The following is a 13,824-nucleotide window of genomic DNA, read 5'->3' as shown; positions in this document are numbered from 1 at the left end:
AACATGGCAGTACAAGGGGATTACAGGTTAATGGGGAGCTTACCCAAAATAGGCATTCGCCCGGTGATTGATGGCCGGCGAGGCGGCGTAAGGGAATCGCTAGAGGAACAGACAATGGGGATGGCTAAAGCCGTTGCTGAGCTGTTGACAAAAAATCTAAGATATCCCAATGGTAAGCCAGTTGAATGTGTTATTGCTGATACCACGATTGGAGGGGTAGCTGAGGCCGCCAGAACCGCCGAGAAGTTTGCCAGGGAAGGAGTAGGGGTTTCCATTACAGTTACGCCTTGCTGGTGTTATGGGTCAGAAACTATAGATATGGACCCTTATATACCCAAAGCCATCTGGGGATTTAACGGCACTGAACGGCCAGGGGCTGTATATCTTGCAGCGGCGTTGGCGGCACACAATCAAAAGGGCCTGCCTGCTTTCGGCATATATGGAAGAGATGTTCAAGATGCCGGGGACACCACTATTCCAGAAGACGTAAAACAAAAACTCCTCCAATTCGCCCGAGCGGGTTTAGCTGTGGCCATTATGAGGGGGAAATCCTATCTCGCCATAGGTGGCGTTTCCATGGGCATAGCTGGCTCTATAGTAGACCCGGATTTCTTTGAGAGCTACCTGGGGATGAGGGTCGAATATGTGGACATGTCCGAGCTCGTCCGGAGGATAGAAGAAAAGATCTACGATGAAGAAGAATACGAGAAGGCGCTCGCCTGGGTAAAACAGAATTGCCAAGAGGGCAGAGAACCCAATCCACCGGCACGGCAGGCATCAAGGGAGAAAAAAGATAGAGAATGGGAAACTGTGGTTAAAATGACCCTCATTATAAGGGATCTTATGGTGGGCAATCCCAAATTGGCTGAATTAGGGTATCTTGAAGAAGCGGAAGGGCATAACGCTATTGCTGCGGGATTCCAGGGCCAGAGGCAGTGGACTGATCACTTTCCCAATGGCGATTTTACAGAGGCTATTCTTAACTCCTCCTTCGATTGGAACGGCCTACGTCCACCTTTTATTCTTGCTACAGAAAATGACAGCTTAAACGCTGTAGCGATGTTGTTCGGCCACCTATTGACCAATACGGCCCAAGTTTTTGCAGATGTCAGGACATACTGGAGCCCTGAAGCAGTAAAACGGGTTACAGGTAGAAAGCTTACTGGACTGGCCTCAAACGGTATAATACATCTAATTAATTCAGGCTCAGCCGCATTGGATGGTACAGGGCAGCAGTCCATCGATGGGCAGCCGGCAATAAAACCCTTCTGGGAGATTACTCCAGAAGAAGTAAAGAAATGTCTTGATGCTGCCACGTGGCATCCTGCTATCAGGGAATATTTCAGGGGTGGCGGGTTCTCGGTTAGCTTCCTTACCAAAGGCGGGATGCCGGTAACGATGTCGAGGATAAATATCGTTAAGGGATTAGGTCCAGTCCTGCAGATTGCAGAAGGGTATACTGTAGATTTACCTGAGGATATTCATTACCTCCTTAATGAACGGACCAATCCCACCTGGCCCACAACATGGTTCGTACCTATTCTGACTGGCAAGGGTCCCTTCAAAGACGTTTATTCAGTTATGAACAATTGGGGAGCCAATCATGCTGCAGTAAGCTATGGCCATATAGGAGCCGAACTCATCACCTTAGCTTCGATATTGCGCATCCCTGTATGCATGCATAATGTTCCGGAGGAGAGGATCTTCCGTCCCAGCGCGTGGGGCGCCTTTGGACCTGTAGATTCCGTGGATACCGACTACAGGGCCTGCCAGAATTTTGGCCCGCTGTATGGTAGAGGGATGTGATTTTTTTTGAAGCCTGAAGGCGACTCTACTGGGGGATATCCGGATCTGGGGTGGTACCAGTTGGGTGAAACTTTAGTGGTAATGGAAGGGATAGAGAAGTCTTTTCCGGGTGTACACGCACTAAAAGAATGTCGTTTTGAGCTGCGGTCGGGCGAGGTACACGCTCTGGTTGGCGAAAATGGTGCAGGTAAGTCCACTCTGATGAAAATACTGGCTGGCGTGTATACAAAAGATGTTGGACGCATCTTGTACAAGGGGAAGGAAGTGGAGATCGCCAACCCTAGGGCCGCACAAGAATTAGGGATCAGCATGATCCACCAGGAATTTAACCTTATGCCCCACTTGACGGTGGCCCAGAATATCTTTATTGGCCGTGAGCCCCGCCAAGGCTTGAGGTTTATCCTAGATGAAAAAGCCATAAACGAAAAGACAAAATACTTGCTCGATATGCTACACCTAGACCTAGATCCACGGGCCAAGGTTTCCGACCTTACCGTGGCCAAGCAGCAAATGGTGGAGATAGCCAAAGCCCTTTCCTTCAATTCCGAGGTATTAATTATGGATGAACCGACGGCAGCACTGACGGAGGCGGAAGTCAAAGAGCTTTTTCGCATCATCCGCCAGCTTCGGGATAGAGGGGTGGGGATAGTTTTTATATCCCATCGCTTGGAGGAAGTTAAGCAAATTTCGGACCGTATCACAGTAATGCGCGACGGTCGTTACATCAACACCGTCGCTACCCCCGATGCTACTATTGACCATATCATCAGTATGATGGTAGGGCGAGAAATTTATGAGAGCTCTCGTATGAACCCGGAACTGCGGAGTCAAGAAGTTGTACTAGAACTAAAGAATCTTAGACGTGGTCGTATTATTAAAGACATAAGCTTCACTCTGAAAAAAGGTGAAATACTCGGTTTTGCTGGTCTGATGGGTGCTGGCCGGACAGAAGTGGCCAGGGCTATTTTCGGTGCAGACCCTATCGATGCGGGGGAAATCTACGTACGGGGTCGGAAGGTAAAGATCAGGAGCCCTAAAGACGCCGTCAAGCACGGGATCGGTTACCTCTCCGAGGACCGCAAGCGTTACGGTTTAGTGCTAGATATGGATGTGGAAACCAATATTGTCCTGGCTAGCCTAGAAAAGTTCCGGGGTTTTCTCGGCTGGGTTAAGAGGGCTAAGACCCGGAGAGAGGCCCAATTACGGGTAAATGAACTTAAAATCAAAACGCCTAACCTGCAACAAAAGGTTAAATATCTTTCCGGCGGGAATCAGCAGAAAGTAGTTATAGGAAAATGGCTTACGCGCAACTGCGATATCTTGATCTTTGATGAACCCACTCGGGGTATCGATGTTGGGGCCAAAAGCGAAATCTACAGGCTACTCAACGATTTAGCTGAAAGCGGAAAATCGATTATCATGATCTCCTCAGAACTCCCGGAAATCTTACGCATGAGCCACCGCATCCTTGTAATGTGTGAGGGCCGTATTACAGGCGAATTAAATGCCAGGGAGGCTACGGAAGAACTTATTATGAAATATGCTACTATGCATGCAAAATGAAAGTGGGGTTGTGGAAAGAGTTTTGTGTTAAATATCGGTCTCGGAGGTTTTGTAATATGGAAAATAAACCCTTAACCGTGGAATTAGAGACGTCCCGCAAAAAATCCCTGCTCCGCGCAGATGCTGTACAGAAGCTGGCTGCTTTTGCTAGCTTGATTATAATGCTGGTAGTATTTTCTCTGGCTTCACCAAATTTTGCCACGTTTGATAATATAGTAGGCATTTTGCTCTCCACTGCCGTTAATGGTGTACTAGCGGTGGGGGTAACCTTTGTTATCATCAGTGGAGGAATTGACCTATCCATTGGTACGGTCATGACCTTATCCGCAGTTATGACCGGTGTATTCATTACCTTTTGGAAGCTACCCGTTGCCTTGGGCGTACTGGGTGGGCTAGCTACAGGAGCGCTATGCGGTTTTATTAATGGCTCGGTTACGGCTAAGTTAAAAATACCGCCCTTTATTGCCACCTTAGGCATGATGATGATCGCGCGGGGGCTTTCCCTTGTTATTTCCCATTCTAAGCCCATTTACTTTACCAGCACCCCGGTCTTCCGAGAGATCGCTATGGGTTCTCTCTTGGGTATTCCCAATGCAGTAGTCATTTTCTTAGGCGTAGCCGTGATCGCTAGTATTATTCTCACCAAGACAGTATTGGGCAGATATAATTTTGCCCTCGGTAGCAATGAAGAAGCTACTCGCCTTTCGGGAATAAATGTTGACGCCTGGAAGATGGCTATCTATACACTCTGCGGAATGTTCAGCGGATTAGCTGGTGTTATAATGGCATCCCGCCTTAACTCTGCCCAGCCATCCTTGGGTATGGGGTATGAGTTGGAAGCCATAGCGGCAGCTGTTATCGGCGGTACTTCTCTTAGCGGCGGTGAGGGCAGTATATTAGGAACGGTCATAGGCGCGTTTATAATGAGCGTGCTGACCAATGGGTTACGTATCCTTTCCGTCCCACAAGAGTGGCAGATGGTAGTGATTGGCGCTATAGTCATAATGGCCGTGTATGCGGATATAATCCGGCGCCGTAAGCAGTAATACTTTATTAGCGCTTTGTGATAAGCGGTTTTGACCATAGGGAGGGGGAATGAAGTATGTAGGTATTTTGTAACCTTTAACAATTTATAACCCTTCAAATTATAACACCAAATAAGAATGTCTCTAAAGGAGGTTACTATCATGCGGAAGAACATTAAATTCTTTACCCTTTTTGTGAGTCTATTGCTTGCCCTCGCGCTAGTGGCCGGTTGTGGCCAGAAGACGGAAACGAAGCAAGCCGCGCCCCAGCAAGGGGAGACGAAACAGACGGAATCCGGTAAGAAACCCTATATTCCTCTTATTTCTAAAGGTTTCCAGCACCAGTTCTGGCAAGCTGTAAAATTGGGTGCGGAGAAAGCCGCAAAAGATTACAATGTAGACATCACTTTTGAGGGGCCAGAAAGTGAATCCCAGGTGGACAAACAGATCGATATGCTCCAAGCTGCCTTGAGCAAAAACCCCAGCGCCATCGGCTTAGCTGCTCTAGACAGCAAGGCGGTCATACCTCTCTTGGAAAAAGCTAAAGCAGCAAACATTCCAGTTATCGGGTTTGACTCGGGTGTAGACAGTGATATTCCCGTTACTACTGTTGCCACCAACAATGTTGCTGCAGCTGCTTTTGCTGCTGATAAAATGGCAGAGCTTATCGGTGGAGAAGGAGAGATCGCTCTAATCGTGCATGACCAGACCAGCCGTACCGGCATCGACCGCCGCGATGGTTTTGTTAACCGCATTAAGGAAAAATATCCTAAAATCAAGATTGTCGATATCCAGTATGGCGGTGGCGACCAGCTCAAATCTACCGACCTGGCGAAGGCCATTATTCAAGCCTATCCTAACCTCAAAGGTTTCTTCGGCGCCAATGAAGGTTCTGCAGTGGGGATCATAAATGCTGTAAAAGAGCTGAAGAAAGAAGGTAAAATTGTTATTGTCGGTTACGATTCTGGTAAGCTGCAGATGGATGCTATCCGTAACGGTATAATGGCTGGCGCTATAACCCAGGACCCCATCAACATAGGGTACAAGGCTGTTGAGGCGGCTGTGAAGGCTATAAAGGGTGAGAAACTACCGAAGCAGATCGATACGGGGTTCCACTGGTACGATAAGTCGAACATAGATTCCCCGCAAATTAAGCCGCTGCTGTACGAGTAGTTTAGAGGCACTAGGCCCAGCCCAACCGGCTTTAGGGCCGGTTGGGCTGGAAACTTTAGCCTGAAACGATCAAGCATACAAGGTGTGAATCAGGACCTATGATAATCGAAGTCCGCTTGTTTGGGCATCTGCGCCGGTATCTTCCTAAGGAAAAAGGAAACGGCACATTAAAGCTAGAAATAGAAACCACTGCTCAGGTAGCTGACGTGCTAGGAAAGCTTAACGTTCCTCTAGCAGAGCCGATGTTAATCTTAGTAAATGGTGTACATGCTACTCCGCAGAGACAACTTTTACCTGGCGATGTGGTAAGCGTTTTTCCACCGTTGGGAGGCGGCTAAGGACATCTTAAGCGAAGGCGAGGTTAACTTCTATGTACGGCTGGATGGGGAAAATCTTAGATATCGATCTTACTACCCATAGTATAGAGGTCAGGGAGCTACCCATTGATTTAGCCCAAAAATATTTGGGCGGAAGGGGTCTAGGGGCGAGGCTAGTATGGGATAGCGTGCCTCCTACTACCGATCCTTTAAGCCCCGAAAATATCCTGGTATTTGCCACAGGGCCCCTTACGGCTACCAAAGCTCCGGCCACAGGGCGGGCTAGCCTCTCTACCAAATCTCCCCTTACGGGCACCATCCATGATTCCAATGTAGGGGGAAGCTTTGGGGTTAAGCTAAAGCAGGCCGGCTATGACGCCCTGCTCATAAGGGGCAAGGCGCCTAAGCCGGTGTATTTAAGCTTAAGTGAAAAGGGGGTGGAAATAAAAGAAGCCCCAGAACTCTGGGGTAAAGATACGTTTTCTACTTTACAAGCCCTTAAACAGGGGGAGAATTCTTCAGTTATCTGCATAGGGCCGGCAGGAGAGAATTTGGTCCGGTTTGCTGCCATAATAGCCGAGGGCAGGCGGGCTTTCGGCCGGGGCGGCGTAGGCGCGGTAATGGGTTCTAAAAATTTGAAAGCCATAGTCGTTGAGGGCTCAAAGAAGCCTAGAATCGCCGACCCGGAACAGTTCGACTTTATATTATATGAAGCCCGGAAACAAATTAAGGCTAATCCCATTACGTCTAAAGGGCTGCCTCAGTTTGGTACTTCCATGCTCGTTAATATTTTAAATGAGATAGGCGCCTTTCCTACGAGAAACTACCGAGAGCCCCATTTTGAAGGAGCTGAGAATATTTCGGGAGAGGCTATGGAGAGGCTCTTGTTTAAGAGAACTGCCTGCTGGGGCTGCCCCATCGGGTGTGGCCGGGAGATAAAGATAGGCGAAGGGGTAGTCCACGGGCCAGAGTATGAAACGGTGTGGGCTTTGGGTGCCGACTGCGGTATTGATAATTTGGAGGCTATAATTAAAGCAAATGTTCTCTGCAACGAGCTGGGACTAGACACTATTTCCACGGGTGCTACTATAGCCTGTGCCATGGAGTTAAGCCAGCAAGGTCTCCTAAATGAGCGGCTTTCCTTTGGCGATGCAGCCTTGCTCCCCGAGATCATTAAAAAAATAGCTTATCGGCAAGGCATAGGCGATCTTTTGGCGGAGGGCTCTAAAAGGCTAGCCGAAAGATGTGGAGCACCGGAAGTGGCCATGCAGGTAAAAGGGCTAGAGCTCCCTGCCTATGATCCCCGGGGAATGAAGGGACAAGGGTTGGCCTATGCCACCTCCAACCGTGGTGGGTGTCACCTAAGGGCTAATATGCTGGGGCCAGAGGTGTTGGGTGCGCCTAAACTCATAGACCGTTTCGCTACCTCGGGCAAAGCAGGGATAGTAATAGTTATCCAGAATTCCTGGGCTGCTGTAGATTCTCTGGTAGCTTGCGTTTTTGCCACTTTCGCCATCTCCGATGAATATTTTGCCCGGCTTTTGACGGCTGCTCTGGGCAAGGAATATAAAGCGCAGGATTTGCAGCGCATCGGTGAACGCATTTATAACTTAGAGCGCCTGTATAACCTGCGGGCGGGATTCACTAAGGAAGACGATACCTTACCTTTACGTATCCTCGAACAACCCCATACCCAAGGGCCCTCATCCGGCCAGAAAGTAGAGCTTCAAAAGATGCTAGAGGAGTATTACCGTTTCCGCGGTTGGGATGCTGACGGGAAACCTACTGCTAAAAAATTAGCCGAGCTAGGCTTACTTGAGGAGGATCAAAATGTACCAGGAATTTAGAGATATAGGCCGGGATCTTTTTTTGGCTGGGCTCGTCAGTTCCCATGGGGGTAACATGAGTGTAAGACTAGGAGACCGGATACTTATCACCCGGCGGGGTTCCATGATAGGCCGGTTAAAGGAGCATGACCTCATTGAAACCGGTCTGGAGAAGGACGACAGCCATATAGCCCTGGCCTCTACAGAGATAGGCGTCCACCGGGCCATCTATAAAAAAACTTCAGCCCTGGCCATAATCCATGCCCATCCCCCGGTTACTGTAGCCCTCTCCCTAACGCGGGATGAGATAATCCCTCTAGATTCTGAAGGGTCTTATCTTCTACACCGGGTACCGGTCTTAAGCTCCGAGTACACAGTAGGAGCTGAAGAAGTGGCCGCCATCGTGTCCGAGGCCCTGCAGAAATATAAAATTGTAGTGTTACGCGGGCACGGTACTTTTGCCATAGGCCAGTTTTTGGAGGAAGCTTACCAGTGGACCTCTTCTTTAGAGATCTCTAGCCAGATCATTTACTTCACTGAAGCCCTGCAGAAGGATATTAAAGAATACCGGAAGGGTACTGATAGGTATCGCACTTGGTAATGGCTTTAGCGGCTAAAGGCAGAAAGGGGTTCGGGTTTCATGCGTTTTCTAGCCTTTGACCTGGGAGCAGAGAGCGGCCGGGCTATAGTAGGCACGTTAGAAGATGACCGCCTTACTTTAGACGAAGTTTACCGCTTTCCTAATGAGCCTGTACGGGTATTAGATAGCCTTTATTGGGATGTGCTGCGGCTTTTTCATGAAATAAAGAAGGGTTTGCTGCTGGCTGTAGCCCGTTATGGAAGGGATATCCAAAGTATAGGGATAGATACGTGGGGGGTAGATTTCGCCCTTTTAGGAGAGAAGGATATTCTCTTAAGCAATCCCTATCATTACCGGGATAGGCGTACCCAAGGCATGATGGAGGAAGCCTTTAAGAAGGTGCCGCAGGATGAAATATTCTACCGGACAGGTATCCAGTTCATGCCTATAAATTCCCTATACCAGTTATTAGCTTATAGATTGCAACAGCCCTCCCTGCTGGCCCAAGCTAAAACTTTTCTCATGATGCCCGATCTCTTTAATTTCTTTCTTACAGGGCAGAAGGCCAGTGAGTTTACCATAGCCACCACCACCCAAATGTATGACCCCAGAAAAAAGGATTGGGCTAGAGAATTGTTGACTTCCTTGGAACTTCCCTCTTCTATCTTACCTGAAATACACCCACCTGGCACTATTTTAGGAACCCTGCTTCCCCAGGTGGCCAAAGAGACAGGCGCCAGGGAAGTGCTGGTCATTGCCCCTGCAAGCCATGATACTGCTAGCGCTGTAGCCGCTGTACCGGCCCAGACCCCGGATTACCTATATATTAGCTCCGGAACCTGGTCCCTGGTGGGGGTGGAAGTACCGGAACCGGTAATTAACCAAGATACCTTGAGGTTGAACTTTACCAATGAAGGCGGTGTAGGAGGCTCTTTCCGCCTGCTTAAGAACGTAGTGGGTCTATGGCTGGTGCAAGAATGCCGGCGCGCCTTCGAACGCCAAGGAGAGGTTCTAGATTATACTACTTTAACCCAGATGGCCCGGGAAGCTAGGCCCCTTGTTTCTTTAGTGGACCCCGACCATCCTTCTTTCTTAAATCCCGAAGATATGCCGGTGGCCATCCAGAAATTCTGCCAGGAAACAGGCCAACCCGTACCCCAAAGAAAGGGGGAGATTATAAGGTGTGCCCTGGAAAGCCTGGCTTTAAAATACAGGTGGGTACTTGATAGGATAGAAGAGATTCTAGGTAGACGGCTCGGGGTTATCCATATAGTAGGCGGGGGTAGTAAGAATGAGCTCTTTTGTCAGTTTACAGCTAATGCTACAGGCCGTCTGGTGTTGGCCGGGCCAGTAGAGGCCACAGCTACGGGGAATCTGTTAGTGCAAGCCATGGCCTTAAAACAGCTTGCTTCTTTTGCCGAGCTACGGCGGGTAGTGAACGATTCCTGCGAGCTCAAAGGGTATGAGCCTCAGGATAGGCCAGTTTGGGAAGAAGCGTACAGGAAGTTTGAGGAGCTTCTAAAATATTGGTCTTAGCAATACCCCTTATTATGCACTGGTCCCAATTAGCTTTGCTTCCAGGGTATTGAAAAATGCACTGAAGAAACGGGGCCTGTATAAAGGAACGAGACTATGAGGGGAAATAAAAAATGGAACGTAAAACACTGGATGTAGTTTCCATAGGCGAGATTTTGATTGATTTCGTGGGCAAAGACACTGGTTTTCGCTTATCAGAAGTCCAAGAGTTCAGGCGCGCTGCTGGCGGGGGGCCGGCCAATGTGGCCGTTGGAGTGGCCCGCTTAGGTGGCCGCGCCGGCTTCATCGGCAAGGTAGGCCAGGACGCCTTCGGCGATCATTTAAAAGAGGTCCTGGAGGAAAATGGAGTCGATGCGCGTGGCCTCCTACGGGACCCAGAAGCCAACACCACCTTGGTTTTTGTAGCCTTAAACCAACGGGCCGTCCCCGAATTTGCCTTTTACCGCTGCGGTACGGCCGATACCCGGCTTTCCCCTGAAGAGTTACCTCAGGATGTCCTAAAGGCTACTCGGATCCTTCACTTCAGCTCCGTTTCCCTTACGGTGGAGCCGGCCCGCAGTGCCAGCCTAGAAGCGGTGCAGCTAGCTAGGGCGGAAGGTGCCGTCATTTCCTTTGATCCCAATCTTCGCCTTTCCCTCTGGCCAAGCCGGGAGCGAGCCCGAGAAGAAATACTGGCGGCTGTCAGTTTGGCCGACGTAATTAAGCTCAACGAGGAGGAACTGCAGTTCTTGTCAGGGGTCAAGGAAGAAATGGCTGCGGGCATTACTTTCTTGCTGGAAAAAGGGCCTAAGCTGGTGGCTGTGACCCGGGGCGAACAAGGGGCCTGGGTGGCGGAAAAAAGGGAAAGGGTTCTGCTCCCGCCTTTCCAGGTAAATCCCGTGGATACCACCGGGGCCGGGGATGCCTTTATGGCCGGGATGCTCACGATATTGGCCGGAGCTCTGGAGCAAGGGGTTGCTTTAGAGGATCTGGATAAGGAGTGGCTAGTAAAACTCGGGCGATGGGGAAATGCGGCCGCTGCCCTCACGTGTACCCGTCCAGGCGTAATACCTGCTCTGCCCCTGAGGAAAGAAGTAGAGGAACTACTGAGCACTGAGTAGGCCGCCATGGAAGAAGAAGCCATCTTCCTCACCAACTTTGCCAGCAGAGTATCATTTCCGCCGTTAACGGTGGGGGCATCATAGGTGCCAACAAAGTGGTCCAGGAACAGGCTAGGAAAAACGAAAACCAGACCAACATCTCCAGCGTGTTTGCTGCCGGCGATGTGCGGTATATAGGGCGGCAATAGCGGCGGCTTGCACAAAGGACCCCGTGCAGACGAAAAGATTCTGCTGTAGCTCCTGTAGGGCGCGAACAAACTTTGGCGGGGCTTAGAAAATACTTTCTACCCGGACTTCCAATCCAGGAATTACCCGCGACTTGACTACTCCCTCTGCCTCTGCTTCCTGATCTAGTACAAACTTACCTTCTCGCGAATAAAAAATTTGTATCGATTTAGCTTGGGGATCGACTATCCAGTATTCCTGGACACCCTTCTTTTCATAAACCTTGTATTTACTGCGCAGGTCATAATAAGCGGTATTGGGGGAGAGAATCTCTACCACCAGGTCAGGAGCACCTTTAATGCATTTCTCCTCAATGATATCTAGCCTTTCATTGGAAATAAAAATTATATCCGGCTGGTAGGTTTCCGTTTCATCCAGGTAGACATCGAGCGGGGCATATAACACAATACCTAATCCTTTTTCCAAAATATAGCCTGCCATTTGTAACTCCAATTTCATAGACACCATCTGGTGATAAGGTGTGGGCGAAGGCGTCATCACTAGTTTCCCTCCGATGAGTTGATAAGGTGCTCCTTCCGGCAGGCGGCAATAATCTTCATAGGTATACCGCTCCTGCCCTGCCGCCAGTTCTGCCAGTATAACGCTCATTCGGTTACACCTCCATTCCTCTGGTATTAGCTTCCTTCCGGTAGCCTTTTTACCTTAATTTTAGCTTTAAGCCTGCTCCTTAGCAAGGGACTAACTTTTCCTCCAATTTATTCCTCGGCCTGGCCTTGCAGGCTGCCATTTCATGCTTGGCTACCCCGTAGAGAGGAGCGGACTTGGTTGGCAGAGTTAAATGTAATTTAATAAGACCATGGCTCCCATACCGCATAAGATGGTAAGGGCTATGCTGCGCGTCCTTATAGCTACCAGGCCGGTGGGTATAGCTGCTAGGAGATAGGGGTTTCCCACCAGGGCGAATTTTCCCTCAGGTAGAAATAAAGCGGGGGCCAGCAGAGCAGCTAACACAGCCGCAGGAATATAACTTAGCCAGCGTAAAAATATATCCGGCAGTTGCGTTCGGCTTAAGATTACCAGAGGCAACGTGCGGGGCAAATAGGTTACTAAAGCCATACCGAGGATAACTAACAGGATCTGTCGATCCATGGTTCCACCGCCACCCCAATAGTGGCCGCTAAACAAGCGGCTAGGATAATATTCCAGTTGCCGGGCAAAAAAAGCGCAATAGCTACCGATAAAGCTCCGGCCATCCCTGCTACCAGCAGGGTCTTTTTATTTTTGAGCTGCAGGATGAGCAGGATGATAAACATGGCCGGCAAGGCAAAATTGAAGCCCAAACGGCCGGGGTCTCCCAAAAGATTACCCGTTAGGCCGCCGAGGAGGGAAGCCAGCACCCAGGAGAAGTGGGAAGTAAGGTGCAAGGTAAAATGATAAAAAAGGCTTGGCTCGTGGTCCGCGTAATGGGCCATGGCCATGGCAAAGGTTTCGTCCGTGATTTCTGCCGAGAGCAAGGCTAAAAGGGCAGGATGGTACCGTCTGAGATAGGGCACCAGGGAAGCGCTCATAAGCAAGTGGCGCAGGTTGACTAAAAAAACAGTAAAAACAATGGAGAGAACTGCAGCGCCGCTGGCCAGGAGGCTGACGGCGATAAACTGGGCGGAGCCGGCGTACACGAGCACCGACATTAGCACAGTGGTGAAAAGATCTAACCCGGCTTCCCGGGCCAGCACACCGTAGACAAAGCCCAGAGGTAGATAGCCCAGGACAATGGGCAAGGCGCTTTTTAGACCGCGCCCCATTTCTTCTCGCCAGTCCATTCTTAAAGCCCCCTTGCCTGTCCCATCTTACAATAAGCCTAGGAGACTGTTGACCAATACCCATTTATTTAGGGATAAGAACTTCTATGCCCAAAAACTGTTTAACAGAAATTAGGCGATAGAAACGGTCTTACGGAGGCACATAGGGATGGTTTTGGCTCATAATAACTATCATGCTCCTTGATTTTTCCTGGTATTTCCGTTTATTCCCAGCTAAGTAGCGACACTTATCCCTGGGCTGGTAACTTGATTTTTTAAGGAGGCTTCTGCCTTCTCCTGGAGTTTTTTGATTAAACGTTTGTAGTTAACAGTAGCCGCTACAAAGAGCATTTGTAGCCGGACTTTAGCCAGGCCAAAGTAGCGGGCTTTACGTACACCATGGCGTACCATTTCTGCCTGTTTGCGTTCTATGGCCGGGCGATGCCGGCGGTATTCCGCTCTAAATTCTGGCGTTTCTTGTTGCTTCCTGCCTTCTTGAAGATAACGTTCATAGGGATGCACCGGAATGGTGCGGTAACCTTTTTTATTGTCAAAGCACCGGCCTTTTAAAGGGCAGGTCTGGCACTGCGCAGGGGAGAAGTCAAAGGCTTTGGGTTCATTAGTTTTGTGGTCGCGGCGCACTTTTACGGCTTGATGTCCGGCCGGACAGCGGCAAGTTTGAGCCTTTAGGTCTAGCTGGAAATCGCTCTTTTTGAGAAATCCTTTGGGGTTCCTGGCCTCGGCCACCGGGGCTATTACTTCCACCTGGCGCTCTTCCATGTCTTTACGGACGGGACCCGTGCCGTAACAGGTATCTCCCAGCATGCGGGCTGGCTTTCGTCCCTCGGGCTGCTGGTCTATTAGGCTTTTGGCTGCCTCGCCGTCATAAACATTAGCAGCGGTTACTTCCACT

The 13,824-nt window shown here is 49.7% G+C and carries 13 protein-coding genes; 9 read left to right on the top strand and 4 right to left on the bottom strand.

The window, feature by feature from the left end; genetic code table 11:
• Window positions 1–3 precede the first annotated feature (3 nt).
• From AC1BI1_RS07470 to AC1BI1_RS07430, 9 genes are all read left to right on the top strand, one after another.
• Entirely contained in the window at window positions 4–1,806 is a 1,803-nt protein-coding gene (locus AC1BI1_RS07470; RefSeq protein WP_476716665.1) for an L-fucose isomerase, read from the top strand.
• Window positions 1,807–1,866: 60 nt separating this feature from the next.
• The gene (locus AC1BI1_RS07465) at window positions 1,867–3,369 is read left to right on the top strand and encodes a sugar ABC transporter ATP-binding protein (protein ID WP_476716746.1); all 1,503 of its coding nucleotides are present in this window, start codon (window positions 1,867–1,869) and stop codon (window positions 3,367–3,369) included.
• A gap of 56 nt (window positions 3,370–3,425) precedes the next feature.
• On the top strand, window positions 3,426–4,415 hold the full coding sequence (locus AC1BI1_RS07460; RefSeq protein WP_476716664.1) for an ABC transporter permease: 990 nt from the start codon (window positions 3,426–3,428) through the stop codon (window positions 4,413–4,415).
• Window positions 4,416–4,556: 141 nt separating this feature from the next.
• Complete coding sequence (locus tag AC1BI1_RS07455) at window positions 4,557–5,567, top strand: substrate-binding domain-containing protein (protein ID WP_476716663.1); 1,011 nt, start codon at window positions 4,557–4,559, stop codon at window positions 5,565–5,567.
• 98 nt (window positions 5,568–5,665) lie between these two features.
• Window positions 5,666–5,905, top strand: coding sequence for a MoaD/ThiS family protein (locus tag AC1BI1_RS07450; RefSeq protein ID WP_476716662.1), 240 nt, complete (start codon window positions 5,666–5,668; stop codon window positions 5,903–5,905).
• Between the two features lie 32 nt (window positions 5,906–5,937).
• Window positions 5,938–7,731 (top strand): aldehyde ferredoxin oxidoreductase family protein, encoded by a 1,794-nt coding sequence (locus AC1BI1_RS07445; protein WP_476716661.1) that lies wholly within the window; start codon window positions 5,938–5,940, stop codon window positions 7,729–7,731.
• Complete coding sequence (locus AC1BI1_RS07440; protein WP_476716660.1) at window positions 7,715–8,311, top strand: aldolase; 597 nt, start codon at window positions 7,715–7,717, stop codon at window positions 8,309–8,311. The genes AC1BI1_RS07445 and AC1BI1_RS07440 overlap by 17 nt, the downstream gene beginning before the upstream one ends.
• 39 nt (window positions 8,312–8,350) lie before the next feature.
• A complete protein-coding gene (locus AC1BI1_RS07435; RefSeq protein WP_476716659.1) occupies window positions 8,351–9,826 on the top strand; it encodes a rhamnulokinase in 1,476 nt (491 codons plus the stop codon).
• 113 nt (window positions 9,827–9,939) lie between these two features.
• Entirely contained in the window at window positions 9,940–10,926 is a 987-nt protein-coding gene (locus AC1BI1_RS07430) for a carbohydrate kinase family protein (protein ID WP_476716658.1), read from the top strand.
• A gap of 270 nt (window positions 10,927–11,196) precedes the next feature.
• Here AC1BI1_RS07430 and AC1BI1_RS07425 read toward each other — a convergent pair whose 3' ends face one another.
• The 4 genes from AC1BI1_RS07425 to AC1BI1_RS07410 all read right to left on the bottom strand — a co-directional run.
• Window positions 11,197–11,760 (bottom strand): Uma2 family endonuclease, encoded by a 564-nt coding sequence (locus AC1BI1_RS07425; protein ID WP_476716657.1) that lies wholly within the window; start codon window positions 11,758–11,760, stop codon window positions 11,197–11,199.
• Between the two features lie 186 nt (window positions 11,761–11,946).
• Entirely contained in the window at window positions 11,947–12,261 is a 315-nt protein-coding gene (locus tag AC1BI1_RS07420; protein WP_476716656.1) for an AzlD domain-containing protein, read from the bottom strand.
• A complete protein-coding gene (locus AC1BI1_RS07415) occupies window positions 12,240–12,932 on the bottom strand; it encodes an AzlC family ABC transporter permease (protein WP_476716655.1) in 693 nt (230 codons plus the stop codon). Before AC1BI1_RS07415 ends, AC1BI1_RS07420 begins: the two co-directional genes overlap by 22 nt.
• A 213-nt stretch (window positions 12,933–13,145) precedes the next feature.
• A partial coding sequence (locus AC1BI1_RS07410; RefSeq protein ID WP_476716654.1) for a transposase occupies window positions 13,146–13,824 on the bottom strand: 679 nt, incomplete at its 5' end.

Source organism: Thermanaeromonas sp. DSM 22490 (genome assembly GCF_056378755.1).
The sequence above is the reverse complement of the archived record's forward strand: the minus strand, read 5'-3'. Positions and strand labels throughout refer to the sequence as shown.